This window comes from Desulfogranum marinum (assembly GCF_963675105.2).
In the GTDB taxonomy this organism is placed as follows: Bacteria; Desulfobacterota; Desulfobulbia; order Desulfobulbales; family Desulfobulbaceae; genus Desulfogranum; species Desulfogranum marinum.
This window is the reverse complement of the sequence record NZ_CAXXRO010000001.1, coordinates 120,091-146,353: the sequence shown is the minus strand read 5'-3', so window position 1 is coordinate 146,353 and position 26,263 is coordinate 120,091. Positions and strand designations below refer to the sequence as shown.

Annotated in this window: 22 protein-coding genes; 6 read left to right on the top strand and 16 right to left on the bottom strand. The window is 47.0% G+C overall.

What is annotated here, in order from left to right; translation table 11 throughout:
• The first annotated feature begins 46 nt into the window (after positions 1-46).
• Positions 47-1,504, top strand: a complete 1,458-nt coding sequence (locus ACHZCY_RS00645; protein ID WP_205220618.1) for a glycosyltransferase family 4 protein — start codon at positions 47-49, stop codon at positions 1,502-1,504.
• 3 nt (positions 1,505-1,507) lie between these two features.
• Positions 1,508-2,386, top strand: a complete 879-nt coding sequence (locus tag ACHZCY_RS00640; protein ID WP_319547473.1) for an HAD family hydrolase — start codon at positions 1,508-1,510, stop codon at positions 2,384-2,386.
• Here ACHZCY_RS00640 and ACHZCY_RS00635 read toward each other — a convergent pair.
• The 9 genes from ACHZCY_RS00635 to ACHZCY_RS00595 all read right to left on the bottom strand — a co-directional run bounded on the left by ACHZCY_RS00635 (position 2,362) and on the right by ACHZCY_RS00595 (position 9,982).
• Positions 2,362-3,240 (bottom strand): cytochrome b N-terminal domain-containing protein, encoded by an 879-nt coding sequence (locus ACHZCY_RS00635; protein ID WP_319547472.1) that lies wholly within the window; start codon positions 3,238-3,240, stop codon positions 2,362-2,364. The two genes, ACHZCY_RS00640 and ACHZCY_RS00635, sit on opposite strands and share 25 nt — an antisense overlap.
• The gene (locus ACHZCY_RS00630; RefSeq protein ID WP_319547471.1) at positions 3,237-3,689 is read right to left on the bottom strand and encodes a ubiquinol-cytochrome c reductase iron-sulfur subunit; all 453 of its coding nucleotides are present in this window, start codon (positions 3,687-3,689) and stop codon (positions 3,237-3,239) included. The genes ACHZCY_RS00635 and ACHZCY_RS00630 overlap by 4 nt, the downstream gene beginning before the upstream one ends.
• A complete protein-coding gene (gene coaD, locus ACHZCY_RS00625) occupies positions 3,689-4,213 on the bottom strand; it encodes a pantetheine-phosphate adenylyltransferase (protein ID WP_205220614.1) in 525 nt (174 codons plus the stop codon). The genes ACHZCY_RS00630 and coaD overlap by 1 nt, the downstream gene beginning before the upstream one ends.
• Positions 4,210-4,809 carry a 16S rRNA (guanine(966)-N(2))-methyltransferase RsmD gene (rsmD, locus tag ACHZCY_RS00620; protein ID WP_319547470.1) on the bottom strand — a complete coding sequence of 200 codons (600 nt, stop codon included), beginning with the start codon at positions 4,807-4,809 and terminating at the stop codon, positions 4,210-4,212. Before rsmD ends, coaD begins: the two co-directional genes overlap by 4 nt.
• 42 nt (positions 4,810-4,851) lie before the next feature.
• Positions 4,852-5,496, bottom strand: a complete 645-nt coding sequence (locus ACHZCY_RS00615; RefSeq protein ID WP_205220612.1) for a phosphatidylserine decarboxylase family protein — start codon at positions 5,494-5,496, stop codon at positions 4,852-4,854.
• A gap of 61 nt (positions 5,497-5,557) precedes the next feature.
• Entirely contained in the window at positions 5,558-6,043 is a 486-nt protein-coding gene (gene ilvN, locus ACHZCY_RS00610) for an acetolactate synthase small subunit (RefSeq protein ID WP_205220611.1), read from the bottom strand.
• Positions 6,044-6,139: 96 nt separating this feature from the next.
• Positions 6,140-7,840 carry a biosynthetic-type acetolactate synthase large subunit gene (gene ilvB / locus ACHZCY_RS00605; RefSeq protein ID WP_205220610.1) on the bottom strand — a complete coding sequence of 567 codons (1,701 nt, stop codon included), beginning with the start codon at positions 7,838-7,840 and terminating at the stop codon, positions 6,140-6,142.
• A gap of 370 nt (positions 7,841-8,210) precedes the next feature.
• Positions 8,211-8,789 (bottom strand): tetratricopeptide repeat protein, encoded by a 579-nt coding sequence (locus ACHZCY_RS00600; protein ID WP_319547469.1) that lies wholly within the window; start codon positions 8,787-8,789, stop codon positions 8,211-8,213.
• Positions 8,790-9,154: 365 nt separating this feature from the next.
• Positions 9,155-9,982 carry a class I SAM-dependent methyltransferase gene (locus tag ACHZCY_RS00595; protein WP_319547468.1) on the bottom strand — a complete coding sequence of 276 codons (828 nt, stop codon included), beginning with the start codon at positions 9,980-9,982 and terminating at the stop codon, positions 9,155-9,157.
• A gap of 83 nt (positions 9,983-10,065) precedes the next feature.
• On the opposite strand from ACHZCY_RS00595, the gene rpmB reads away from it, so the two are divergent.
• Positions 10,066-10,260 (top strand): 50S ribosomal protein L28, encoded by a 195-nt coding sequence (gene rpmB, locus ACHZCY_RS00590; RefSeq protein WP_205220607.1) that lies wholly within the window; start codon positions 10,066-10,068, stop codon positions 10,258-10,260.
• A gap of 112 nt (positions 10,261-10,372) precedes the next feature.
• Positions 10,373-10,627 carry a hypothetical protein gene (locus ACHZCY_RS00585; RefSeq protein WP_205220606.1) on the top strand — a complete coding sequence of 85 codons (255 nt, stop codon included), beginning with the start codon at positions 10,373-10,375 and terminating at the stop codon, positions 10,625-10,627.
• 79 nt (positions 10,628-10,706) lie between these two features.
• Here the strand turns inward: ACHZCY_RS00585 and ACHZCY_RS00580 are convergent, their stop codons facing one another.
• Positions 10,707-11,534, bottom strand: a complete 828-nt coding sequence (locus ACHZCY_RS00580) for an SDR family NAD(P)-dependent oxidoreductase (protein ID WP_319547467.1) — start codon at positions 11,532-11,534, stop codon at positions 10,707-10,709.
• Positions 11,535-11,950: 416 nt separating this feature from the next.
• On the opposite strand from ACHZCY_RS00580, the gene ACHZCY_RS00575 reads away from it, so the two are divergent.
• Positions 11,951-14,824, top strand: a complete 2,874-nt coding sequence (locus ACHZCY_RS00575) for a M16 family metallopeptidase (protein WP_319547466.1) — start codon at positions 11,951-11,953, stop codon at positions 14,822-14,824.
• A gap of 5 nt (positions 14,825-14,829) precedes the next feature.
• Here ACHZCY_RS00575 and ACHZCY_RS00570 read toward each other — a convergent pair whose 3' ends face one another.
• Positions 14,830-15,756, bottom strand: coding sequence for a universal stress protein (locus ACHZCY_RS00570; protein WP_205220603.1), 927 nt, complete (start codon positions 15,754-15,756; stop codon positions 14,830-14,832).
• 83 nt (positions 15,757-15,839) lie between these two features.
• Positions 15,840-16,802 carry a hypothetical protein gene (locus tag ACHZCY_RS00565; protein ID WP_205220602.1) on the bottom strand — a complete coding sequence of 321 codons (963 nt, stop codon included), beginning with the start codon at positions 16,800-16,802 and terminating at the stop codon, positions 15,840-15,842.
• Positions 16,803-16,908: 106 nt separating this feature from the next.
• On the opposite strand from ACHZCY_RS00565, the gene ACHZCY_RS00560 reads away from it, so the two are divergent.
• On the top strand, positions 16,909-18,084 hold the full coding sequence (locus ACHZCY_RS00560; RefSeq protein ID WP_319547465.1) for an RtcB family protein: 1,176 nt from the start codon (positions 16,909-16,911) through the stop codon (positions 18,082-18,084).
• A gap of 142 nt (positions 18,085-18,226) precedes the next feature.
• On the opposite strand, the gene ACHZCY_RS00555 is transcribed toward ACHZCY_RS00560, so the two are convergent.
• From ACHZCY_RS00555 to ACHZCY_RS00540, 4 genes are all read right to left on the bottom strand, one after another.
• Entirely contained in the window at positions 18,227-19,141 is a 915-nt protein-coding gene (locus ACHZCY_RS00555; RefSeq protein ID WP_319547464.1) for a substrate-binding periplasmic protein, read from the bottom strand.
• 377 nt (positions 19,142-19,518) lie between these two features.
• Positions 19,519-21,393, bottom strand: coding sequence for a signal peptide peptidase SppA (sppA, locus tag ACHZCY_RS00550; RefSeq protein ID WP_319547463.1), 1,875 nt, complete (start codon positions 21,391-21,393; stop codon positions 19,519-19,521).
• 128 nt (positions 21,394-21,521) lie between these two features.
• Complete coding sequence (locus tag ACHZCY_RS00545; RefSeq protein ID WP_319547462.1) at positions 21,522-23,438, bottom strand: hybrid sensor histidine kinase/response regulator; 1,917 nt, start codon at positions 23,436-23,438, stop codon at positions 21,522-21,524.
• A gap of 281 nt (positions 23,439-23,719) precedes the next feature.
• On the bottom strand, positions 23,720-25,798 hold the full coding sequence (locus ACHZCY_RS00540) for an HDOD domain-containing protein (RefSeq protein WP_319547461.1): 2,079 nt from the start codon (positions 25,796-25,798) through the stop codon (positions 23,720-23,722).
• Positions 25,799-26,263: the final 465 nt, after the last annotated feature.

The following is a 26,263-nucleotide window of genomic DNA, read 5'->3' as shown; positions in this document are numbered from 1 at the left end:
AATTTTATGGTGTGGCTGCGATATCCCGTGATCGGGTCGTAGCTGTATGCGGGTAGCGATAGTGCATTATCATCTTCAGCCAGGCGGTGTTACCAGGATTATTGAAAATGGATTAGCTGCTTTGGCTGATAAGCCGCTGCAGACGGTTGTTATAACCGGGAAACACCCTCCAGCGGGCTTTAGCGGTGCGTGGAAAGTGGTTAAGGGGTTGCAATATGAACAGGAACGACCACGTGTTACAGCCACCGAGTTGTATACGCAAATGGTTGAAGCCGCCTGTGATGCCCTTGGCGGTATGCCTGATCTGTGGCATGTACATAATCACAGTCTGGGGAAGAGTACCGTCTTACCCAGTGTTTTGATCAGGCTGGTCAAGCAGGGACATCCGATGCTCTTGCAGATACACGATTTTGCTGAGGACGGGCGACCGGCAAATTACCGGTTGATGCTCAACAAGATGGCAGGAGGAAAGGTTGCAAAGCTCTCTGCTCAACTTTACCCACGCGCCACTCATGTCCATTATGCACTGCTCAACAAAAGGGATTATAACTTTATACAATGTGCCGGCGGCGATCCTTCATGCCTGCATCTGCTCCCTAATCCAGTGGATCTCCATCTGGAATGCGCTGATCCTCAAGAGAAACGGCAACAAGAGGAATATTTGTGGGTCTATCCCACGCGTGGCATTCGGCGAAAAAATATTGGCGAGTTCCTGTTGTGGGCAGCCGTTGCGCCTGAAAAGCAACGGTTTGCCACTACCCTGGGACCTGATAATCCCTTGGAGCGGCCCCGCTATGAACGATGGAAAGCACTCGCTTTGGAGCTGGAGTTACCGGTAGAACTTGAAATGGGGGCTACCAAGGATCTCAGTTTTGTTACCATGCTCAGGCAGGCTGACGCACTGGTAACGACAAGTGTTGCTGAAGGTTTTGGTATGGCTTTTCTGGAGCCATGGTTGATTGGGCGACCGGTTACTGGTCGCATTCTTGAAGAGATAACCCATGAGTTTTGTCTGGCTGGAGTGAAACTGCCGTGGGGGTATCACAGGGTGGATGTGCCTTTGCGCTGGCTTGGAGAGGATAAAGTGATAGAGGCAGGGTGGAAAGGGCTTGAACACAGCATGGCTGCGTATGGCCGTACGCCGCAATTGGCAGATGTGGAGCGGCTGCGTGCTGCCTGGATTGTAAATGATAGGGTTGATTTTGGTAGGCTTGACGAATCGTTTCAGGAAAGAGTTATCAGGCGGATTGTAAAAAATGGAGCTGACAGTATGGAGTTGGAACCGTCATGTCTGCCACGACCTGAAAATAGTAGTTCTGTTGTATCCCATAACTGTGCGATCCTTAAGCGTGCCTACAGTCTCAAAGAGTATGGAAAAGTACTTTTCAGGCTCTATCAGCACGTCGCTTCCTCGGCTGTTTCCTCGGTTGAGGCTTTGGAAGGTGAAATTTTGTTGGATCACTTCCTGGCGCCGGAACGTTTACACCTGCTGCGAGTGGACTAGGCCATGCGAGGCAGTGCTGCAGAACGCCGGTTGTTGCATCGATTGCTGACGCCATTGACCATAGTGCCCACCAAGCATGCTGTTTCGTTTTTCCCTGCCAATGCAAAAGTAATTGTGTTTGATATTTACGGCACTTTGCTTTCTTCAGCAGCCGGTGATGTCGGAGCAGATGCTGCTTCTGCAAATCAATTTTCTTTCCGTGAGGCGCTGGTGGATGCGGGTTTTTTAACGCAACTAAAAAAAACATCTTATCTTCCTGAAGGCGTTCTGGAGGAGACTGTGCAGATGGTTCGCCGCCAAAGACAGGCCGAAGGGGTAGTGTACCCGGAAATAGATATTCTTGATATCTGGCACCGGGTGGTCGAGCGGTTGGGCTTTACCGAATTCAGCGCCAGTATGCTGCGCCTGGCAGCGCTCTCTTACGAATGCCGCGTTAATCCTGTCTGGCCTATGCCTGGACTTGCTGAGGTGTTGTCTTTTTTGTCTCGATCCGATGTGCTGGTGGGGGTTCTTTCTAATGCACAGTTTTATACTCCTCTGCTGTTGGAGATGGTCCTTGAGCAGCCACTGGCTAAAGCAGGATTTGATGAAGAACTCCTGATATGGTCATATCAGGAAAAAAGAGGGAAACCTGCTGTTGAGCTTTTTACAGAGATGAATCGAAGGTTGGAGCACAAAGGCATTGCCCCGGAGGACGTGCTCTATGTTGGTAATGACATGCGAAAAGATATCTATCCTGCAAACAGGGCAGGGTGGCAGACCGTCCTTTTTGCAGGTGATACCCGTTCTTTACGGTTGTGGCCAGATGATTTGGCGTTAAGTGATGAACATCCGGATATGGTGATCAATGCGCTTTCTCAGCTGGTTGCAATTCTGACATAGCTCACTATTGATATTATTCCGTATACCAGCAACCAAAGTCCAATTCCCCATATATACCCCTTACGTTTGCAAACGTCTCCGGGCAACAGATAGAGGAGAACCATAGGCAGTAGAGGCAGGAGGACCCCAGCAACAAACGCAGGCATATAACGAAGTAATTCCTGTAATCCCAGGAAAAACCAGGGGCCCGCAATATGCAACAATCCGATTTTGTCCGGTTCTGAAGGTGTGGCTAGAAAGACAGCAATCATTATGGTGCTGAGGATGAGAAAAACATGGTTGCGCCACAGGGCCGGATAGCGCTTCAAATGAGGCCACAACGCGTAAGCACCCATAGCGACCAGACCTATGAGGTGATGCATGTAAACCTTTCTCAAGCCGCTATCCTGTATGTCAAAAAACAGATCATTGATCCATTCAGCGATAAGAGGGATGGAAAGACAGAGGTTTTCCGCGATTGCTCCTGCAGCTTCGCCTGTGGCGTCGCCACGAAGGACATATCCTGTAAAAAGGAGGAGCAGAGCTGCTGGTAGCGATGAGCAGAGCCGAATCCAGCTTTTGCGGGGGATGAGGTCTTCCTGTTTCCAGAGAATGGTGAGAACATGGCCGAGTAAGAGAAGAAAAAAGAACTGGCTTGAATAGTAGTGGAGTCCTCTCCAGAAGCTTCCGAAGGGAACTATAAGCTCAATGGTAGCGGTGGAGTAAAAGGCTTCACCTGCATCATACTGCAAGGCGAGGATGATACCGGAAACAAGGGAAATGTATAAACTGATTAAGGACTGTCCCCCCCAACGATTGCCGAGAACAGCAGCCTTGATAGCGGGAAGAATATTCTTTTTGTCAAGCCCGCTCATATGAGCTCAACCACATATTGAGTGGTTACCCCTGCGGCATCTTTTTTGATTTCCACTGCGTAGGATGGCAGGTCTTTTTCTGCAGGTCCGGTTATTCGTTTGCCTTGGCGGGTGAACCTGCTTTGGTGGCAGGGGCATTCGATAGCGTCTTGGTCTTCCAGAAAATTCACTCTGCAACCAAGGTGGGTGCAGGTTCGTGATACCGCTACGGCATTTTCGCTGTCTGCAAAGAGAATAAAATCACGCTCTGCATGATACCCGCTCAGGGGCAAGGGGCCGTTAACCGTTACATAGCGAGGTTTTGGCTTAACTCTGAACCGGATGTATTTCAAGAGAGGGTAGAGAAGAGAAAGGGCGACAGCAGCTGCAGACCAGTTGAACAATCTGATTAGCAGAGACCTGCGAGAGTGTTTAGGAGGAAGAGGGCGGGGGGCTTGCGTCACAGACATCAGCTGAATTTTTCCTTGAGGGCTTTTTCCACATGCTCCGGTACTAAACCGGTAATATTCCCCTGGCATTTAGCAGCATCTTTGATACTGGTGGAACTGATGTATATCCAGCGAAAACCAGTCATCAGGAAAACGGTTTCCACCTTACGCTGTAGTCTTCGGTTCATGAGGGCTAGTTGAAATTCGTAGTCAAAGTCGGAAATGGCACGTAATCCCCTGATAATGGTAGCGGCGTTTTGCTGCATGGCATAATCAACAATCAAGCCGTCGGTATAGTCCACTGCAATGCGGCCATCCATGTCTTTGAACGATTGTTCAATGAGTAGTGTTCTCTCCTCCAGGGAGAACAGCGGTTGTTTTTGCGAATTGACAGCTATGGTGATGATGATTTTGTCAAAGAGCTGGAGTCCTCGTTTGATGATATCAATATGACCGTTGGTAATGGGGTCAAAGGTTCCTGGGTAGACCGCTACTGTAGAAGAAGAGGTGCGGTCTTTCGATTGCGGATGTTGTTCCTGGCTCATGTTGTGTTGTTCCCCCGTTTTTCTGCAGTGGTATCGTAGATCCAAATGGCTGTTTCTCCGTACTGACGATGGTCTTTTTGGAGTAGCGTGCCGATGTGCTCGGGCAGTTCCACGCTTCGATGCTCTTCTACAATTATCACTGCTTTTGGAGCAAGTAAATGTGCATCTGCGATCATGTGCAGCGTATGTTCGGCTAGCCCTTGCCTGTAAGGTGGGTCCATGAAGATGACATCAAAGGTTATTTTTGGGGATACTTTTTTATCAAGCAGCCGGCGAATATGCGGGGTCGGTAACCGTTGATGGAGAAATGAGGCTTTTGGCTTTGGGAAACAGGTCTGGAGGTTGGCCTGGATAAGTTGTGCCGCTTCTCTTGATTGATCGACAAAGACAACCAGCTCGGCACCTCTACTGAGCGCTTCAATGCCCAGGGCACCAGTACCCGCATACAGGTCAAGGATTTTGCTGTTAACAAGTTTTTGACCGAGGATATTGAACAGGGCTTCGCGAACGCGGTCACTGGTTGGCCTGATGATTTCTCCGGCACCTTTGAGAGCAGCCAGTTTTCGACCGCGGACGGTGCCGCCTGTTATTCGCATGGGAGGAGTGACCGGATATTCAGTGGAAAAGAAGACTCAAGGCTATGCTAAAATACCCAGCAAACTTTCTCCAGCTTTGACTTTATCTCCTACTTTGACGCTTATTTCAGCTTCAAGGGGGAGATACAGGTCAACTCTGGAGCCAAATCGGATAAGCCCGTATCGTGTACCGGCAGTAACCGGGTCATTTTTGGTTACCTGGCAAACAATACGCCGTGCTATTAAACCTGCAATTTGCACTACACAGTATTGGTGCTGGCTGGGCGTATTAACAGTAACTGCAGCATATTCATTGTGGAGTACAGCCTTGTCTTTATCAGCTGCGTAAAATCTTCCAGGCTGAAAAGTAACGCTGCTGACCGTGCCGCTGATGGGGATTCGGTTAACATGTACGTTAAACACATTCATGAAGATACTGATTTTTTTAACCTTGCCATCAAGAAAACGGGTATCCTCGGTTTCGTTCACGACAATCACCTTACCGTCAGCAGGGCAAATAATCGCACCCTCTTGTTCAGGCTGGACCCTTGATGGGTCACGAAAAAAATAGGTTGAGAACCCGGTGAGCAGAAGTGCCCCCAGTGCGGGGATACAAAGATCAATGAGGGCAAAAATAAGAGTGGCAAAACCGCTGAAAAGAATGAAAGGGTATCCTTCAGGGTGGATAGGAATAGTCGTTTGTTTCATAACTTCACCAGAAAAAATGTTTTCTGTCGATAGCACCAGGCTGGATGTTTCTGAACGCGCATCATTTTGATTTTGGGGCGCGAGCCATGGCAACGGTACCTGTGCGGATAATCTCTTTGATGCCGATGGGCTTAAGAATATCGATTACCGCCTTGATCTTGGATTCAGAGCCCGTCACTTCTACGGTATAGGAATTGGCGCTGACGTCAACTACCTTGCCACGGAAAATGTCGATGATGCGAAGCACCTCTGCCCGGCTTGATGCATCTGCTTTAACCCGGATGAGAACCATTTCTCTTTCCACAAAATCTTTTTCGTTGAGGTCTGTTACCTTGATGACATCAATGAGCTTGTGGAGTTGTTTGATTGCCTGTTCAATGACTCCTTCCTTACCACGAGTTACCAGAGTAAGGCAGGACACTTCAGGATCTATTGTTTCGGCAACACAAAGGCTTTCTATATTAAAGCACCGACCACTGAATAAACCGGTAACATGGGATAGTGCTCCTGGTTTGTTTCGTAGAAGGACGGAAAGGGTATGCTTCATTAGGGTGTTGCTCCTTGTTGATTCTTGACACTGTAGTTGCAGTTCTACCTGCGATAATGCACAAGCGGCTTGCTGAGCTGCAGGATTGCTTATTTATTATACCAAAAGCATTTCTGTGGTGGGCTTTCCAGCAGGAACCATAGGGAATACCCCCTCTTCACGGCTGACCGAGAAATCCATGACAACCACATTGTTGGTACTCAGAGCTTCTTTTATTACCGGCTCCACCTCGCTTTTTATTTTTGCTCTCAGGCCGACGGCACCATAGGCCTTAGCCAGTTCAACAAAGTCCGGTGCATGGTCCATTACGGTTGATGCATAATGCCGGTTGTAAAAGAGTTCCTGCCATTGCCTGACCATTCCAAGGTACTGATTGTTTAAAATGGCTACTTTCACAGGCATGTTATATTGTTTTGCCGTTGCCAGCTCTTGGATGTTCATCTGGATAGAGCCATCACCGGCAATGTCAAACACCGGTTTATCCGGGAAGGCAAATTGTGCGCCAATGGCGGCAGGAAGCCCATATCCCATGGTGCCTAATCCTCCGGAAGTGAGGAGGCGACGGGGATGGTTAAATTTATAGAACTGAGCCGTCCACATCTGGTTCTGACCCACCTCGGTTGTGATAATGGCATCACCGCCGGTAAGCTCGTTAATTTTTTCAATCACGAATTGGGGTTTGATTATGTCACCTTCTTCGTGGTAGCAAAGGGGATGCTTCTTGTCCCATTCTAAAACTCTGTCAACCCAGGGTTGATTTCCAGCGGCAAAGGTGTCCGCATCAAATGCATTATGGCTCTCAAACCAGCTGTTCATTGCCTGCAATGCCTGCTTGCAGTCAGCAACAATGGGAATGTCGACATCAACATTTTTACTAATCGAGGTGGGGTCGATATCTATATGGATTATTTCCGCATTGGGGGCAAAGGCTTCGAGTTTTCCGGTAACCCTATCGTCAAATCGTGAGCCAACGGCAATGAGCAGGTCACTTTTTGCAACGGCCATATTTGCAGCATAAGTACCATGCATGCCCAGCATACCTAAAGAGAGGGGGTCGGTCCCTGGAAAGGCGCCAAGTCCCATAAGGGTCATGGTAACCGGAATATTGAGCTTTCTGGCAAATTGCGTTAATTCTTTGCTGCCATTGGCGAGGATAACCCCACCTCCAACATAGAGTACCGGTTTTTTGGCGTTGAGACAGGCTTTACATGCTTTTTCCACCTGGCCGGGATGCGGCTCCACATTGGGCTGGTAGGTCTGCATTTTTGGTTGCTCTTTTTTCGGATACGTAATCAATGAGCCTATCACATCTTTTGGGAGATCGACCAGTACCGGGCCGGGACGTCCTGACGCTGCCAGGTAAAAGGCTTCCCGCAGGGTGGGAACCAGTTGTTCCGGGTCATTGACTAAATAATTATGTTTGGTACAGGGGCGGGTGATGCCGACAATATCAACCTCCTGAAAGGCATCGTTACCAATAAGTGCTCGGGGTACTTGACCGGTGAGGACAACCAGCGGGATAGAGTCACAGTAAGCAGTGGCAATGGCTGTGACCCCGTTGGTTGCGCCAGGTCCGGAGGTGAGTATGGAAACGCCTACTTTGCCCGTAGCCCTGGCAAATCCGTCTGCAGCATGTACCGCTCCCTGTTCATGACGAACCAGTACATGTTTGATATCAGTCTTGCACAGTTCATCATAGAGTTCAATAACAGCACCACCTGGATACCCAAAGACTAGATCAACGCCCTCTTCCTTCAGACATTGTATGATTGCCTGAGAGCCTGTTATTTTACTCATTTTTTCCTCTTTGCTGTGGGTTGCTTGTTGCCTGCAGGGTGCGGTTATGTAACATCACCAGTGGATGAAGCGACTACCTTGGAAACGCAGAATATATATCTGTGTTTACCTTTTCTCTACCTTTGATAACAGAGAACCATTGACTATATAGACGATGAAAATAGCTGTCAAGAGCGAACAATTTTAAGAGAGGTGAAAAGGGGTATGGTATTGTTGCGCCTGTAAGTGCTTATGGAGTAGCAAAAGAGGGTGCCAAGAGTAACTGTAAGTAAAGTAAATCGGATGCTGATAAAGTGTTAAAGCGGCAAACAAAGATGATTGTTTACTTCGTTTCCCGCTTTAACATGGGGTGTGAACAGCGTAGCTGCTTTTAGGGTTCTTGGGCTTGATTTTCCAGTTGCAGGATGAGTTCTTTGACCGTAGTGCCGGAGGGTGTCGCGGCAAGAGGATTAATAACGACGAGCTTTTTCCATTCGACAATCGCAGCTTTCCTGTCATCAAGGTCACTAAGCAGGACAACCCCTTTGTTAAAACGAGCTTGTTCATGGTTCGGGTCCTGCTGCAACACTTTGTCAAAGATGGCAATGGCTTCCTTTGGTTGCTTGTTGCGCCGGTACATGACGCCAAGATCGGTCATGACGTTCATATCTCCGGGCATAAGCTCAAGAGCTTTTCTGTACGCTTTGATTGCGTTGCTTGGCTGATCGGAATCGAAATAGGCGTGACCAAGCTTAACCCATGCCTCCCTGTCATCCGGATTGTTACTGGTTTGTTGTTCAAGAGATTCTATGGCCGCTGTTGCTTGATCGTGGGTGTGTTCCTCTGTCGACATTAAAGAAGGTGTTTGCAGGGCGCTGTACAGTACGCCGCATACAAACCCGATGAGCAAGGACGTGGCAATGCTGATGTAAAGTGTTTGTTTTTTTACCTGTGAACCTTTTTGGGACATGTTTTTCCTTTGAGCGAATTGAGCATTATTTACGGGGAAGAGCGATCATAATCATTCAGCGAAGATCAAAGAACTGTCAATCGATTGCGAACTACAACTGTTTAGCAGCGCCTAAATATTGACAAAATTAACAGTTTAGCGGGTGTTCTCCGGCTTCGATACATCTGTATGCTGAGCGGGCAGATCGTGGAGGGTTGGGGTGCTGTTGAACAGTTCCGAGCGATCTCTCTATAAAGTACATGCTAAATGAGTGCAATTTTTTTATTATTTGCAGCGGATAATACCCTACAAAGTGGGATATGGTCAAGTCCTGATAGGACACCTTGACCGTCAAGCTTCGAACAATAAATTGGTTGATGTCTTGGTTATGAGAACCGGACCGTAAAACAGAAACGATCGGTTCGTGGGCCGCAGTGCCCGCAACGGTGGCTTGTGATAGTTGAGATTTTTTTTGCATGTTCATTGCATGTGCGGATGATTTGTTTTTTTACCGTCTGCTTGTCGCCCTGGTTGACCATGGCATAGTGGTGCAGCGTTCCTTTGGCCGCCAATGACGGAAGGCACAAGTTGACAAACATGGAGGGGTCGGCTGTAGGTAGGACTGTGACAATACGGTCAAATTGCCGGGGCAATGCCGGCAGGATCTGAGTTGCGTCTCCCCGGTAAAAACGAACCCTCTTTTTCATTTTGTTTAGCTGTATATTTTTGAGGGCAAAGCTGTGAGCTACAGGGTTTTTTTCTATGCCGACAATCAATCGGGCCTTGCTGTGTTTTGCCATGGTCAGGGGAAACGGCCCCACACCAGAGCACAATACAGCTATTCGTTCTTCCGGTTGGATCAGATTTGCCAGGCGCAGGCGTTCTCCGGCCATTCGGACTGAGTAGTAAACTGTTTCCGGGTTCAGGTAAAGCAGGATACCGTTTTCTTTGTGCAGTGTCTCTTTACGGTTTTCACCGGCAATTATTTGCAGTCCACGTGTTCTAAATTCTCCCTGGTGTATACCTGTCCGTTTGCCGATCACCCGAATGGAAGGATGGGCCCGGAGTAAAGCTTCTCCTATCAGGCTTTCTTTTTTTTTCAGTGATTCAGGGATGATAGTTATGAGAATGTCCCCGATGCGGTCGTAGCTCCATATCATGGCCTCCATTTCTGTGTCTGTGAGCAATCTGCCTAATACTTCTTTTATTTGCATGGTGAATTCTCTTGCATTTTTAAGTAATGCCGTTATTATAAAAAGTTTGTGAAATTTGAACACCTGATTTAGGAGAATATATCATGGCCCGTGTATGTGAAATTTGTGGCAAAGGTCCTGTTACAGGCAATAATGTTAGTCATGCCCATAACAAAACCCGTCGTCGCTGGCTTCCTAATTTGCAGAGGGTAAGAACTGTCACCAAAGATGGCAGCACCGTACGTATTAATGCCTGTACCCGATGTATCAGATCTGGTGCTGTCGTTAAACCTGCTTGATTAGTAAAGCCTTTGTATTGTAGGGCGAGTGGAGTTACTCTTCTCGCCTTTTTTTATTGGCACCTGTGCCGTATTGATGTACTGACCGTTTTGAATATGTATGGAGGTCCTCATGAGCGAAGAAGTCCGTTTCTTACCGTATGATGAAGCCGCGAGACTTGTTGGGGCGATTCAAGAGGAGGAGGATATTCATCGTCCTGATCATCGTATCCTGACCGTTTATAACCAGGGCAACAAGGAAATCTGTTGGTTTGACTATGACGAGGTGATGCAGGATGTGGGTATTACCAAAAGCGATGAAGACTCTAAAGCCAAACTCACCGAGTATATCCTGCATAGGATTCCAGAGTGGGCTCTGGATATGTAAAATATCCAGGTTAAAAGCGTTTGTTAAGGAGCCTTGCCGTCTGTTGCTGGACGAGGTGATTATTTAGAGCATCATTTATTTAAATCACGCCTGGCGGCATTTCCGGCACTTCCTCTCCTCCGAGCATGTATCCTCCATCCAGCCTGATGGTTGCCCCTGTCATATAATCAGCACTTTCAAGCAGATAGAGAACAGTTGCCACTACTTCTTCCGGCCTGCCTGTTCGCCCGACAAGAGTATGGTTCAGCAGCTCTTGCTGCTCGGCTTTGCTGAGTTCTTTCCAGCCTCGCGTTCCCGGCCCGTGTCGGGTGTCAAAAAAACCGAGCATGATCTCGTTGACTCTGATTTTCGGTGCACATCTACGGGCCCATGTGTGGGTCAATGACTGTATCCCCCTGTTGGCAGCTGCATAGCCGTCATTAAAAAAAAGACCTGCAGGGCCTGATCGTCCGGTAAGTGCTGCGATGGAGGAAATATTAATCACTGCCCCATTGTCGCTTTTTTGCAGTAAGGGGAGGCAGTGTTCAAAAATTTGCCATTTTGCATACAATGTTGTCTCCATTTCCCGTTGCCACTGGCCTGCGTTTACCGAGCGATGATAGGCACCATGGATGACAGGCATTCCACCTCGCTCGATATTATTGATCAGGATATCCAATCGGCCAAACTGTTTTTCTATTTGCTGGACCAATTTAATGACATCACCGCTCTGGCGAAGATCTGTTTCGATGGTTATGTGTTTTTCGGTATCGGTCTGAAAGAGTGCACACATGGCAGCAGAATCTTCAGGCCAGTCGTACCAGGGAAGAGCCAAGGAAGCCCCTTTGCCTGCAAGTGCTTTGGCAATGGCCAGGCCTATTCCTCGGGAAGCTCCTAAAACAAGGCTGTTTTTACCTGAAATATTCATATCATCCTGTGGGTGTGATTACGTTGAAGCAATTTGTGCTATGGCTTTATCTTTCAATTCATCGGAGTCGCTTGTTTCCTTGGTTATGGCCAATTTAGGTAACCATTCAGCGAATATCTATAAACTGTCAATCTACCCCGAACTGTAACTATTCAGCAGTGCTCCAAATGTTCACAAACTGACCGATTAGCTGATAAGCCCCGACTTCGTACACACATCCCTATGCAGAACGGACAGATTGTGGAGCGTTGCTGAAATTACCAATTATGTATTCTTTGGGCAACGAACAGATGGCTGCGGTCAAGCAATAGATCGGCACCCGCAATCGGGGTTTACCTGATCTTGTTCGAAAAATCTAATATTAAAAAGTACCCTTTCCTATTCTCAAAAAAATGTTTTTTCCAGCAGGAGACATCATGAAGCAAAAAAGATGGTTAACCATCCCTCAGGGATCTGTTTTTTTGCTGCTCATGTGCAGCTTATTTTTATTTTCCGGGTGCGCATCCCTTAACGAGAGAGAAATCCTCTCTTCTTCCCCTTGTATTTCCAATAGCTGGCCCCATGAGAAGAGTGATCTTCAGCCTGATCCTGATCTGACCTTTGGTCGTCTTGATAATGGACTGCGGTATGTATTACTTGCCCATGATGAGCCCCAAAAAAGGGTTGGTATGTATTTAAATGTCCAGGCTGGATCGATTCAGGAAACAGAAAAACAACGAGGACTTGCTCATTACCTTGAACATATGCTGTTTAACGGGACCACCCATTATCCTCCGGGAACGCTGGTGGAATATTTTCAATCCATTGGCATGGGATTTGGTGCAGATACCAATGCGCATACTGGATTTGACGAAACTGTGTATAAGCTGCTGTTGCCCAAAGGGGACCGGCAAATGGTTGATGAGGGGCTCCTCGTCTTGGCTGATTATGCTCGAGGTGCTTTATTACTGGAGGAAGAGGTCAATAGGGAGCGAGGCATCATTTTAGCTGAGAAACGCTCTCGCGATTCCGTTGCTGCCAGGGTGCGCAAAAAGCAAATGCATTTTGAGTTTGCCGGAACCCGTGCAGCGCAAAGAGATCCCATAGGCATTGAGGAAGTTCTGCTACAGGCAGGTAGTGCGGATTTGCGTACCTACTATGATGCATGGTATCGGCCGGAAAATATGGTGGTCGTGGTCGTTGGCGATATGCGTGTGTACGATGCCGAGCAGCTGGTTGTAAAGCATTTTTCAGGGCTCAACCCGGGAAGTGTCCAACCAGAGTGCAGTGAGCTCGGCAGGGTGGCGGAAAAAGGGACAGATGTACTGTATCTTCATGAGCCTGAGTTAGGGTACACCAGGATATCGTACGGCACTGTATATAACGAGCAATCCACAGATAACACCAAAGCCTGGGAACAGCAACAGCTGCATGCCTATGTGGCTGCATCTATACTTAACAACCGATTGGAAAAAATTGCCCGCAAACCCGGCAGCCCTTTTACCAGTGCGGATGTGTACTCAGGTGTTTTTCTTGACACTCTGGGGTATGCCACAGTTACTGCTTCAACCGATAATAGCCGTTGGCGGGAAGGACTATCTGTTTTGCGGCAGGCCATTAGCCAGACAATGGAATCCGGCTTTACCGTTAGTGAACTGGAGAGAGCAAAAAAAGAAATACTTGCCTATTTAAAAAAACAACAACAAACCGCAAAGACCAGAAGCAGTACGAAAATTGCTGCTGAAATTATTCGTAAGCTCAATAGTAACGAGGTTATCCTCTCACCCGCGCAGGAACTCGCCCTATACAAGCCTATGCTTGAGGCTATGACGGTTGTTGATGCGGAACAGGCTTTTGCTCGTCTCTGGAAAAGAGAACGTCGCTTGATACAGGTAGTTGGGACAGTCGATTTGGGCAGTGACGAGGAGCAGGCTGAAGAGCAGATACTCAAAGTGCTCGCTGACCAAAGCCGGGTTGCAGCACTAGACTGGAAAGATGAGCAAGGGCTGCATTTCCCCTATCTGCAATCGCCGGTGACCATTGGCAGAGTGCAGGAAAGGAAAAGTTACGACACCATTGGTGTGGAAACGGTCCAGCTGGCTGGTGGGGTACGGATTAATTTTAAAAAAACCCCTTACCAGAGGCATCAGGTGCAGGTGGCTGTTCATTTTGGTCAGGGAAAATTATCCGAGCCCGCTCCAGGAATGGCCGGGCTTGCTGAAAGTGTGGTCAGAGAGAGTGGTGTCGGTGGCTTGACCCGTGAACAGTTGAATCAAGTTTTTGCGGGGACCAATGTTGAGCTTGGTTTTAAAGTTGGAGCTGAGAGTTTCTCGCTGACCGGCACAAGTTTGGCCGAAGAGTTTGAGATGTTGCTGCAGCTAGTATATACCCAGCTTCATGATCCTGCGTTTCGTAAGACAGCTTTTGAGAAAAGTCGAGAACGAGCAGGTAAAATGTTTGACCAGATACAGAACACGGTTGAAGGGCAAGGACAGCTGGTCGGATCAAAATTTTTAACCGGTGACAATCCCTTTTATACCATGGCAAACCGTACCCAGGTGATGGATGTTCAACTGCATCAGGTGGTTGAATGGCTGCAACCGGTTTTCTCTGCAGCGCCTTTAGAGATAAACGTTGTCGGGGATATCGATCAGCAAAACGCTTTGGCTCTGGTGCAGCGTTATTTTGGCCGGGAAAATCGTAGTGAGCATACGCTGGTCCAGCCCACGAGGGTTTTGTTCCCCCAAGGGCAGGAATTTGTGCACCGTGTAAACAGTTCCATTGACAAGGCGCTTGTTACTGTTGCTTGGCAGACAGATGATTTTTGGGATATTGCACGAACAAGGAGATTGAACCTGCTGGCTTCAGTACTTGGTGATCGCCTGCGCCTGAAGGTCAGAGAAGAGCTGGGGGCGACCTACTCGCCGGTTGTGTACAATCAGTCCAGTCGGACCCATCTAAGGTTTGGGATGTTACAAAGTAAATTGACCGTCTCTCCAGACCAGGCCCTTGCCATGGCAGAGTTGGTCAAGGAGGTAGCCGGTGAGTTGGGAAAGCAGGGTGTCGAAGAGCTGGAGCTTGAGCGTGCGCTGGAACCAACCCTGACTTCTATTCGCGATATGCAGCGCAATAATAGCTATTGGCTACATGCGGTTATGGCACTTTCCAGCAGACATCCACAACAGCTGCAGTGGCCGCTTTCTATTGTTAACGACTTTCAGTCAATAACTACAAGAGAACTTAAGCAATTGGCTGCCTTATACCTCAAGCCGGAGTTAGCCGCAGAGTTTGTTGCCAGTTCGAGGAGGTAGCGCTTTTATCCGACAAGCCAAATGGCGATGTTCTGGGCCTGCTGCACTGTTCGGTCAGAGACACCTTTCAGCAGGCCCTTTCCTCCTTGTCGACCTCGGCGACCGATGACGATTGTCCCGCAGTTGTGCTTTTTTGCCTGGCGAAGCAAGTCCGCCCCTACGTCAAGATGCATTTGCGCCGGTAGTTGAGAAATGCGGTTTTTTGGGACGCCGTTATCAATCAACACCTGAGCATGGGCATAGAAAAGAAAGTTTTCCAAATCCAGATATTGCTCACACCATTGTTTTCCCCATTGGGAGTGAAAATGTTCCGGCTTTGCCGGTTGTTGCCTGCCAAACATACTGTTGGAGTGATAGAGACAGATTTTTGCCTCAGGATGATCCTGGAGCATAAAGGCGAGGTGATCTGCTGCCATAAGTGATTCCGGTTGGCTCTGCACTGCGAGGAGGAATCGTTTGGATATAACCTCTCCATCAATAATCCACATCGGGATTTCATGACATTTTTCGATGAAATCCGCAGAGGTGCTGCCGAAGAAAAGGCCGCCTACAGTGCCGATCCCACGGCGGCCTATGAGGATGGAGTCGTATTGCCCCTGGTGGGCTGCATGATGCAGGGTTGTCGAGATGGATGTTGAAGAGATTTGGGTGCTGTAACTGACCTGCTCCTTGGAAAAACCGTTACGGACGAGTCTTGCCTTGGCATCCTTCAGATAGCGGTTCGCCACCCGGGAGCGTTTTTCGGTGATAGGGGATTGTTGGCGTAACGGGTCAACGTCAAACATCCAGTCTTGACCGGATCCGCCTGCAGGAACGACACTGATCAGGTGTATATGAAAGCTGCTTTCGTTTCCGAATATTTTTATCAGATAGTCCAGGCTGTTCGAACTGTATACAGACCCATCAATGGCCACCATTACTGTTTTTTCCATTCCTTGCTCCTACTTTTTGGGGAGGGGTAGTTGTTTTTTTTAGGTGTCTTTCTGCTATTTTATCACGAGGCTGGTGTGAAAGTCTACAAACTGATAAAAAAGTAGAGTAGCGCCATGCCGGCTATGCTCAATGTGCGGAAGCTTTGCGAGAAGAAGATGAGCTGGGTGGCCAAGGCTGGTTTAAAAATGCCTGCATAATAAGGAAATTGGTGCCGCACCGCACGAATTGGCGAAGATAAGACATTACCTACTAACAGAGCGAGTATCACTTCTCGGGTTTCCATGGTGCCATCTGCAAGCATGGCACCAGCTGCAGCGAGACCGGCTGAAAATTCAGCTGCCACATGTAAAACTATAATTGACATTGCCTGAGGGGAGAGCCAGGCAAGCCAGGTGAAGCGCTCGGCCATGAATTGTTCAAGGAGGGTAAAGAGACCGAACTGATTAAAGAAATAAAAAAGTGTATAAATAGGTACTGTAAAACGAATAATTTTTTTTATACGTTTTTTAAATCTTTTCAGTGTGTTTGCAAGGGCGCTTTTAAACGTGGCTGTTTCCGCCCGCTTGAATTCCTCACCGGCAACGTTTTTGGCTGGAAGGAGGAAGTGGGCGAGGAGGGTAATAACTAACGTGCGCAGTATGGCTGCCCCAAATGTCAGGCCGACGTATACGACAGCCGCACCCTTGATAAGTGGGGCGGTAATGAAAAAAGTAGTTGGGAGATGGAGGAAATAGGTAGGGAGGCTATTAAACAGGTTTGCCAGGATGAGCTCTTTTTTGGTGATGGTTTTCTTTTCGTACCCTTCCGATAACATGGTATTTGCTGCCACCCCGGAAAAAAAGGCCATGGAAAAGGACGCACCGGTCAAAGAAGAAAGGTGACCGAAGCGTGTCAATGGTTTGGCAAGAAAAGCTATTTTTCTTGTCCAGTTGAGAGCTTCGATCAAATTAGCTATCATTAGCCCAACAGAGATGAAAAAGAGCAACCGGATAAGGGGCCAGCCTAATCCGGTCCATAAGTCGAGAAACATGTTTTCTGCGGTCATAGACTCTGTCGCCTGATCTAAGGAAGGTAAATGTTTGCTGGATTGATTGAGCTAATGCAGTAGCGTTGCACTATAAACCTCTACGTAAAATCAGCAAGTGCTCTCCATGAAAAAGAGAATAGAATCTGAAAAAATACCACTTTTGCTTTGGCTTGATGATCTTGATCCGGATGCGTTGCAGCAGGCAAAAAATCTTGCCAACCTGCCGTTTGCCTTTCATCATGTGGCTATTATGCCCGACGCCCATGTCGGTTACGGCATGCCCATAGGTGGGGTGCTGGCCACTCAAGGGGCTGTTGTTCCCAATGCGGTGGGGGTAGATATTGGCTGTGGCATGTGTGCGGTTAAAACCGGTATTACAGAGGCAACCACTGATCAGCTGAAAAGGATTGTAGGCTCGATACGCAGAGCTATTCCCCTTGGTTTTAAGCATCACCTTACCCCCCGACCGCATTCGATTATGCCGCCTTTAGCGGATATGGAGGTCGAAAAAGAATTGCCTGTTATCGTACGGGAATATGAAAGTGGGAGGCACCAGGTTGGAACTCTTGGCGGTGGAAATCATTTTATTGAGTTGCAGCGTGGGAGTGATAACCATATCTGGCTAATGGTCCATTCCGGCAGCAGGAATCTTGGATACAAGGTTGCAGGCTATTACAATAAGTTGGCCCAAAAAATAAATGTTGATGCCGGCTTAAAGGTGCCGAAACAGTGGCAGCTCGCTGCTCTGTGGGTGGAAAGCAAGGAGGGTGTGCTATATATGGCAGAGATGAACTATTGTGTTGCCTTTGCCGGAGCCAACCGGCAAGAGATGATGCGCCGGATTCAATGGATTGTGAGTGAGGTAACGGGCTGTGAAGAATTTCACCCCCCTTTGGATGTCGCCCATAATTACGCTGCAAAAGAAAACCATTTTGGCCAACAGGTCCTGGTTCATCGCAAAGGGGCGACCAGAGCATTTGCTGGAGAGCTGGGGATTATTCCCGGATCTCAAGGTAGTACAAGCTATATTGTCCGCGGGCTGGGGAATCCTGATTCCTTTTCATCGTGTTCTCATGGGGCTGGACGCGTTCTTGGCCGGAAACAAGCCCAGCGCAGCCTGGACCTGCAGCAGGAAATAGCCAAGCTTGAAAAGAAGGGTATTTTGCACGGACTGAGGAGCAAAAGGGATTTAGATGAGGCTCCCAGCGCCTATAAAGATATCGGGAGCGTGATGAACAACCAAAAAGATTTGGTCGAGATAGTGGTCGAGCTTTCACCGCTTGCAGTTGTGAAAGGGTAAGTCGAGGATCCTCTCTGGCAATCTGCTTCGTGCTTGTTAGTTTTTTTGCTGTTATGAATGAGCAAGAAAGGGGACTACTACCAGGCAGTCCCTTTCGTTTTCAGGGCACATCCTTTATAGGAGAAGCCCTGTCTGCAGGTAATCAGTGACCTGTCCCGCCTTCCATATAAGGTCTTCCCTCTTCAATAAAACGGGCAAGATTGTCAAGGCCCCGGTCCCTTGCTTCAGCGTTGAAAGTTGCCTGGGCATCGGAGGCATTTTTTTGGGCCTTAGCGTAAAAATGCTGGCGTTCTTTAAATGTTTTGTGCCAGCTGTTGTACTGATCAATAGCCAGTTTTTTTATTTTTCCTGCTGCCTTCAGTTGCTTTAACTGGTTGTTGATTGCTGGGAGTTGATCCAGGTAGGGTGATTTTTTGGATATTGCCATGTGTAGCTGTTGCATTACGATGGGTTTTTCCATGAACTCAATTTTGTCTTCGACCATAAGGAGTTTTGAATAAATAATAGCAGGATAAAGATCTATGATCAGGTAGTCTGCTGTATCTTCTTCGAGCATTTCAAATGCCCGTTGATAGGGAGTATAGGTCACATCGAGCTTGTCTTTGATGTACGCGTCGAAATCGTCGCCAAAGCTCTCTCCCCGGCCGGCAACGCCTTTTTTGCCTATCATATCCTCCCAGCAGTTACAGATAAAACGGTCTCCCTTTTTCACGACCGCTACAACCGGGCTCTCGAGGTAGGGGGCCGAAAACACCATATGCTGCTCTCTCTTTTTATTTTTGTATGCAGAGACAATCAAGTCGACTTCACCTGCGACAAGTTGTTGCTGTACCTGGAGCCAGTCAGTGGCTGGTTGGATGGAGTATTGTATGTTGAGTTGAGAGAGGATGTCTGTTGCCAGCTTTGGCCCAACGCCTTGGAGTTTACCTTGTTTGTTCCATGCGACAGGTGGGGCCTCGGGGTTGCCGGATATAACCATTACAGGGGATGGCTGGGCGAAAAGAGGGGAGCCGGTGACATGGAAGATAAAGGTCAGTAAGACGACTAGGTGGCGCATAGAGACTCCAAAAAGTTAGGTTTGATGGGCTTGCAAGCTTGCCGCCACTGGCATACATGCCACAGTGGGAGAAATATGCCCGCTCTGCCGGTGCTGTAAGTGACCCTTTGGGGATAGGGATTGGTGTAATGGGCAGGCTGCCATTCCATTCTATTTTTTTATAAAGATTGATGGTTACAACTGAGCCAGTTGATTTACTGTCTTTTCGCCCAATCTCTCGGAGTCTAACGCTTACCTCGTTATGCTGAAAAAATAATCCTCGGAGGTAAGCGTAGACTCCGATATCAGTTATATGCCTGTGGTTATTTTTACAACATGCCTCGATCTTGAACGAAAATCCTATTAAATCAACAGACTCATAAATAGCAGGTGAAGTTTTAAAAAGCAAATGCCGCTGTTGAAAAAAGACTATGAGCGTAGAGGTCACCGGGGTCTGAGCTTAAGCCCAATGTGAGAATCTCCCATTGGCCGCCAACTGCCTGACGGAAAATTTTCGGAATCTGTGCTGAGCTTATATGAAGGCCGGCATGAGTGTTGATGAAGTTACCAAGTTGCCTGAAAATCATGAGTAGACTGCTGGGTCTTGGAGCGACATAAACCGCATTTTTTTCATCTATGCCTGCTAACTTGGCAGCCTCTTTAATGGCTTTATCCAGGTTGCCTAGTTGATCTACCAGGCCCAGGCGCATTGCTGTTTTACCATCCCACACCCTTCCCTCAGCTATCATTTTTACCTTGTCCAAGGACATGTCTCTGCCTTGGGAAACGATGGAAAGAAATTGACGGTATCCGTTTTCAACGCTGAGTTGGTGGTAGGACTTTTCCGCAGTCGACATCGCAGAGACTGGATTGCCGAAAAGAGCAGTTTTGCTGGTGCCTATACCGTCACCATATACGCCTATTTTTTTAAGTGTATTGTTGACGGTTGGAATAGCGCCGAAAATACCTATCGAGCCGGTTAAGGTAACAGGTGAAGCAATAATGAGATCAGCATCGGCAGCTAGCCAGTAGCCGCCGGAAGCAGCCATAGAACCCATGGAGACAACCACTGGTTTACCTGTTTGTTGGAACGAGAGTAGCTCCTGCCTGATCAGTTCTGAAGCCATAGCGCTTCCGCCACCGGTGGATATTCGTAGAACAAGTGCCTTTATATTATTGTCTTTTTTGGCTTGACGAATTTGTTCGATCAATAATTGAGATCCAATTTGATTAACAGCGCCTTTGCCATACATTATATTGCCGGTAGCCGTGATGATGCCCACATTGTCTTTTTTCTCCGGGGCGGGGGCGTAGGAAGGCGTAATTGACTGGAGGTAATTTTTATAGCTTATTTGGGGGAATTTTTTTGATGAATCAGGCGGAACGTTGGAGAGTTCAGAAAGGTAAGCGAGCAATTCCTGCCTGGTTTTAATGCCGTCGATAAGCCCTGCTTGCAGGGCCATTTGGCTGCGGTCTCCTTTGCTTTGCTCGAGGTAGGTCGGCAGATTATCGATTATATATTTGAATTGTCGGCTTGTCATTTTTCGGTGGGTAGCAATGTCTTGACTATATATTTCCCACAACGCATCCAGCCAGACCTTGTTAGCCTCTTTGGCGGCTGGTGACATGTCGTTTCTGGTGAAGGGTTCCAGGGCGGATTTGAATGTACCAACGCGGAAAACATGAAAATCAATTGCCAGTTTTTCAAGAAGTTCCTTCGCGTAGAGGCGGTATACCCGGAAACCTTGGATGCGCAATCCACCCATGGGGTTCAGGTAAATTTCATCAGCCCAGGATGCTAAGTAATATTGCGCCTGATTATAATTGTCGCCAGCGGCGACAACCTTTTTTCCTGCTGCTTTAAAGTAATCTACAGCCTTGCCGATGGCCTTTATTTGGTTGAGCCCGACTTTTCCCAGTCGGTCAGGGGCTATAAACAGTACATTTATTCTGGAATCGTCAGCTGCCGTATAGATACAATCTAGGACATCCTGCAGTAGAATGTCTTTTTCTACCGGTACACCCGAAAGATTATTGATTACTTGTGCCATTGGGTCGATGGGGGAGCGTTGTTCAACGATGTCTCCCTCCGGCGCAAAGATCAATACCGCGTCATCGGGCATGGTTACTTCAGGTCGATAAAAAAGAGTGGTAACAACAAGAAATAAAGAGGCTAAAAAAAGCAAGCTTGCAAAAACGGCCATCCCGGCTGAGAGCAATTTCCAAAACCAATGAAAAGGCAGCCAAATAAATGAGAATATTTTTTTGATCATTTTGTTTCGTTTAAGTGGGGGTGGTTGGATGGGTGGTACTTATTTTACAAAATATCTAAAAAAGGTATTGCTTTACCCCGTTAAAGTCAAATGATTGGTAATGTACGAGGTTTTTTGAGGGGAGATTCTCAGGTGTATAGGGGCAGCCCGGGGAGGACCTGCTGGAGGGCGTCACCAAGGTCTTGGAGTGAATAAGGTTTTTTAACGAATTGGGTTACTCCAAGTTCTTTGGCCTGGTGCATATCTGTGGCTGTAGAGTATCCGCTTGTAATAATTGCTTTTTGCTCTGGTGCGTGTTCCAGGATAAGGCGATAGGTTTCGCATCCGTTTATGCCTGGCTCCATGAGCATATCCAGGATGACGAGATCAACCTTGTTATTCTTTACAAACTCGATCGCTTTTTCACCTGAAGACACCGTATAGGGCTTATAGCCCATGTGGGATAACAGTCTCATGGCAATTTCGCGCTGGCTTTTCTGGTCATCCACAACAAGGATACGTTGCCCATTCCCTTTGTGGGTAGAATTATCAAAAGATCGCTGGGGTGTTTCACAAAGAGTACTGCTTGCAGGAAAGTAGAGAGAAAAGAGGGTACCCTTTTTATTGCTTACCAGATCGATATAGCCGCCATGGTCATGGACGGTGTTCCAGACGACAGCTAAGCCTAAACCTGTTCCGCTTTTGCCCATGATTTTTTTACTGTAAAAAGGGCTGAAGATCTTTTTAAGATCTGTTGGAGAAATACCGGATCCTGTGTCCTCTACATTGATGACGGTGTAATTGCCTGCTTCAATGGTTTCGTATCCTTTATGCACCTCTTTGAGATGGATATTTTTTGTAGATACAGTAACAGAACCCTTTGTTTGGATCGCCTCAGCTGCATTCAGTACCAGGTTCATGACTGATTTAGAGACGTGCATGGTCGAACAGGTTACATGGTGTAGCTTATCATCCAGGTAGGATTCTATGGTCACATCAGGAAAGCGCTGCCGAATGGTATTGTACTCAACTGAACTGAAATAGTTTGTGATAATGGTGTTGATATCTTGAATTTCTTTTTTACAGGTGGCACCGCGGGCGACTGTGAGCAGGTCATCGACGACAGCTGCGGCCCGTTTCCCTGCATCGCGAATCATGGTGATTTCTTCACGATATTTAAAAGTATCATCCAGGTCTAAAAGGAGCAACTCAGGGTAGGTGATAATGCCGGCAAGTATGTTGTTAAGATCGTGTGCCACAGAGCCGGCCATCAACCCAAGAGACTCCATACGCTTTGCATCGGCAAGCTGTTCCTGAAGGTTTATTTTTTGCTGCATGGCAAGTTCGCTGATCGTCACATCCCGGATGGCTGCAACCTGCATTTGTTGTGCCTGGTAATCGATATGTTTTACCCTGATTTCAACCGGAAATTGTTCGCCGTTTTTTTTGATACCACTGGCTTTAAAGGGGCCGATGGTATCTGGGTCAGTTTGCAGGTGCAGGGTCTGGATGGAGTCGCGGTCAAGCAACACATCAAATACCTGTTTGCCAAGTAATTCATCCTCACTGTAGCCAAACATTTCGCACAGTTGGTTGTTTGCCTGAAGCATTGTGCCCTTGTCGTAGAGAATGATACCTTCCCATGTCGCCTGTGAGAGTTGGCGAAATCGTTTTTCGCTGTTTTTGAGATCCTTTTCTAGTTGTTTGTGCTCTATTCCACGGGCAATTGTTCGTAAAATGCTGTCTGGAGCACAGGGTTTTCGTAGAAAATCGTACACACCATGGCGAAGTGCTTCAACCGCATTTTCAACAGTGGCACTGCCTGTGAGCATTACGACAGCCGCTTCTGGGTGCTGTTGTATAGTATGGGCTGCCAGTTCAATACCGTATATGTCTGGAAGACCTATGTCGATAAGAACTGCATCAAACGCAAAGTTGTCGAGGTGGAAGAGTCCTTCTTTACCGGAAATAGCGGTTTCTATCTTGTAACCATCTGCTGCAAACAAAACCTCTAGACTTTTACAGAAGTTAGGTTCGTCATCGATTATTAGTATAGAATGTCCCATAGGTGAGCTTACAAAAGGAAAGCTATTTATTTGGAGGCAAAATGATGAGAGACTGACGAGAGTGAAAAACCGTATGTGGATGGTGGGTTATTACCGTCATTGTCGATACCTTTGTATTGATGACATGCTAATATGCTGGTCATGGAGACCGTGTTGATCAATATGAAGCCTAGGGAAGTTGTAAAAAAAAACAATCTGTTTTGTAGACACTTATAATATTGAAACTGTTTTTGAAAGAGAAGTCCAATTAAAAACATGTCAAATATTGAAAACGGGCGATATCACTTGTTGATAGGGAGCGAGATACTAAATGTTGTACCTTGATGACTACTTTGGCACATAATTGATCCTCCCATCTCTTCTGTCAGTTTTTTAATGATCGCAAGTCCCAGGCCTGAATGGCCGTTGTGCTTAGTGGTGTATCCCGGTGTGTACATTTCTTGTTGAGCCTGTTCCGAGATGCCTGGACCATTATCGGCAACTGTAATGATCGCTTTGTCTGCTACCTTTGCAGTCGTAACTTCAATAGTTCCTTTCTCGCTCATCGCATCCATTGCATTGTTGATCAGATTCATCATTATCTGGCGGATGCTATCCTCGTTGGCTATGACCATTGGTGTGGCCTCATCCGGGGTAAATAAAATTTCAGCCGAGTGCTTGTTTGCCGGGTATGCCGTATACAGATGGAGAATGTTGGCAAGAAGTGTATTGATTTCTATTGGCTTGACATGACGATCTGTTTGTTCTGTTGCTAGATCCTGCAACTGTTCCGTTAGGCTACCGATACGGGTTAATTCTTCGTCTATGATGACCAGTTCGGCATCAATAGCCTCTCCGCTTTGACTTTTAATTTTGAGGATTTGCGTATAATTTTTAAGAATTGCAACAGGGTTGTTTATTTCATGGGCTACTTTTTTGGCAAGCTGAGAGGCTGCATTAATTCGTTCTTGCACTAACTGTTCCGCCTGTCGAAGGTGAAGCTGTTCCAGGTAGAGAGCAATAGCAGCATGCTGGGCTAAAATGTGGACAGGGGTTAATTGGCTGAGGAAACGTTTTTGGTCCTCTTGTTGGAAGGCAATGATGAGCAGTCCCTGCACTTCATTATTGTAGACCATTGGTACTGCTGAAAATACATCCTTGTTGAAGAGATGGAGCAATTGTTGGTCAAGCAGGCTCAATTTTCTTGGTTGTTCGTCTGAGCTATTGAATGAATGAATCAGGTTTTTTTTACTGACAGCCCTCTCTAGCAGGCTGCTACCTTCAGGGGTTACCTTGAAGGTAAATTGGTCAACAGTACCGAAGAGATGATTTTTTGGGGAAACTTGGCCTTGAAGGAGCGTGTTGTCATGATTGGACCAGGTAAAAAAGAGACAGTTGCTTTCATTGAAAAGAATTTTTAGGCTTTGCTCAATGACAAGCATCATCTGGTCTCTGGTTTCCACTTTGAGCAGTTCTTCAAGAGGGCCTGTGAGTTGGCTAATGTCACGGACCCGATTGATAAGCCCTAAAGAGACCTGTTTGTGCACTTCTTCGCTCTCTTTATCCTTTTCCATGGAAGATTTGGTAGAAGAGGGAATACGAATATTAAATTCGTCTGCAATGAGGGTGACCTGTTCCTCCACATCAAGTGTGATAATTTCCAGCTGTGAAGAGGTAATGTGTAAAAGGCGTCCTGCTGTGTCAATAATATCTCTATCGTGAGGGTCTCCATGGCTTAAAAGATCAGCAAGGGCAATAATTTTGGTCAGTGGGAGAGCTTGTGCCACTTCTTCAACCGGATGATGGTGATATCTTACTGCGTCGGATAGAATGGAGGGGAGTTGCCATTGGTCGCAGAGCCATCCTCCGGCCTCACAATGGTCGATCTCGAATCTTTCTTGTTCCAAAAATGCCAGTCTGGCGTCGTGACAACGAACACCTTTTAATAAAAGTGGCGCATACTGACCAGGAAAGGCCATCCATAAGATGAGCTTTCCTATGTCGTGGAGCAGGCCTGCCAGATAGGCTTCAGAAGTGGACGGGAATGAGGTTGTTTGAGCAATGTTTTGCGCAAGCAGTGCCGTTTGAAAACTATGATGCCAGAATCTGTCCAGAGAGAGCAGGCCGTTGGTCTCGACCCTTCTAAACACCTGCTGAACAGAAACACTGATGGCAAGATTTTTAATGACATCTGCGCCTAAAAAAACAATTGCCTGGGCCACGTCTGTAAAATTTTTTCGGCTGCCAATAAAAGCAGAATTCACTAATTGAAGGACTTTTGCACTTAAAGGTGCGTCTTTGGTAACAACTTGAATGACTTGTTGCAGATCGATTTCCTGCGCATGACAGATATCAATAAGCTGAACCAGCACTTGGGGCATGCTGGGTAAGTTTCCTGATATTTTAAGGTTGTCAAGAGCTTGTAGTCGGTGGTCCATGCTTGCGTAGAAAGCCAAATAACAGATTAATGGTGTGCGATAGGTAAAATTACTTAGTTAACAAATATAAATTTTTTAATCAATGGGTAAAAATGTATAAAAATTTGAATTTTTGAAAAAGGCAATAGTAATCTTCATTCTCTCGGGTAAAAAAAACGAAAAGAAGAGATAAAGGCAAATGGGTACCTTGAAAAATGTTTTTTTTTGCTAAGCTCTACGTTGTGATGTCTGATAATCATCAGAATATCAGGTGGATACATGCGTTTGAAAAAAAGTCACGCCTTGGTCTTGATGGAAATACAAATTCTTTAAGACACCCTAATGTATTAGCAAGGATTTGGGTGTTCTTAACAAATATAACTTGACCCTGTAATCAGTGGTTAGGTAGTGTTGCCTGATAAAAAGCTT

Bases quoted from the DNA above. Each gene is read 5' to 3' on its own strand.
- ACHZCY_RS00595 (WP_319547468.1), bottom strand. From the start codon at position 9,982: ATGCAAATAAAAGAAGTATTAGGCAGATTGCTCACAGACACAGAAATG.
- ACHZCY_RS00600 (WP_319547469.1), bottom strand. From the start codon at position 8,789: ATGTCCCAAAAAGGTTCACAGGTAAAAAAACAAACACTTTACATCAGC.
- ACHZCY_RS00560 (WP_319547465.1), top strand. From the start codon at position 16,909: ATGAAAAAGAGAATAGAATCTGAAAAAATACCACTTTTGCTTTGGCTT.
- ACHZCY_RS00575 (WP_319547466.1), top strand. From the start codon at position 11,951: ATGAAGCAAAAAAGATGGTTAACCATCCCTCAGGGATCTGTTTTTTTG.
- ACHZCY_RS00585 (WP_205220606.1), top strand. From the start codon at position 10,373: ATGAGCGAAGAAGTCCGTTTCTTACCGTATGATGAAGCCGCGAGACTT.
- ACHZCY_RS00545 (WP_319547462.1), bottom strand. From the start codon at position 23,438: ATGGGACATTCTATACTAATAATCGATGACGAACCTAACTTCTGTAAA.
- sppA (WP_319547463.1), bottom strand. From the start codon at position 21,393: ATGATCAAAAAAATATTCTCATTTATTTGGCTGCCTTTTCATTGGTTT.
- ACHZCY_RS00580 (WP_319547467.1), bottom strand. From the start codon at position 11,534: ATGAATATTTCAGGTAAAAACAGCCTTGTTTTAGGAGCTTCCCGAGGA.
- ACHZCY_RS00630 (WP_319547471.1), bottom strand. From the start codon at position 3,689: ATGTCTGTGACGCAAGCCCCCCGCCCTCTTCCTCCTAAACACTCTCGC.
- ACHZCY_RS00570 (WP_205220603.1), bottom strand. From the start codon at position 15,756: ATGGAAAAAACAGTAATGGTGGCCATTGATGGGTCTGTATACAGTTCG.
- ACHZCY_RS00635 (WP_319547472.1), bottom strand. From the start codon at position 3,240: ATGAGCGGGCTTGACAAAAAGAATATTCTTCCCGCTATCAAGGCTGCT.
- ACHZCY_RS00540 (WP_319547461.1), bottom strand. From the start codon at position 25,798: ATGCCCCAAGTGCTGGTTCAGCTTATTGATATCTGTCATGCGCAGGAA.
- ACHZCY_RS00615 (WP_205220612.1), bottom strand. From the start codon at position 5,496: ATGAAACAAACGACTATTCCTATCCACCCTGAAGGATACCCTTTCATT.
- rsmD (WP_319547470.1), bottom strand. From the start codon at position 4,809: ATGCGAATAACAGGCGGCACCGTCCGCGGTCGAAAACTGGCTGCTCTC.
- ACHZCY_RS00565 (WP_205220602.1), bottom strand. From the start codon at position 16,802: ATGACCGCAGAAAACATGTTTCTCGACTTATGGACCGGATTAGGCTGG.
- ilvN (WP_205220611.1), bottom strand. From the start codon at position 6,043: ATGAAGCATACCCTTTCCGTCCTTCTACGAAACAAACCAGGAGCACTA.
- ACHZCY_RS00640 (WP_319547473.1), top strand. From the start codon at position 1,508: ATGCGAGGCAGTGCTGCAGAACGCCGGTTGTTGCATCGATTGCTGACG.
- coaD (WP_205220614.1), bottom strand. From the start codon at position 4,213: ATGAGCCAGGAACAACATCCGCAATCGAAAGACCGCACCTCTTCTTCT.
- ACHZCY_RS00645 (WP_205220618.1), top strand. From the start codon at position 47: ATGCGGGTAGCGATAGTGCATTATCATCTTCAGCCAGGCGGTGTTACC.
- rpmB (WP_205220607.1), top strand. From the start codon at position 10,066: ATGGCCCGTGTATGTGAAATTTGTGGCAAAGGTCCTGTTACAGGCAAT.
- ACHZCY_RS00555 (WP_319547464.1), bottom strand. From the start codon at position 19,141: ATGCGCCACCTAGTCGTCTTACTGACCTTTATCTTCCATGTCACCGGC.
- ilvB (WP_205220610.1), bottom strand. From the start codon at position 7,840: ATGAGTAAAATAACAGGCTCTCAGGCAATCATACAATGTCTGAAGGAA.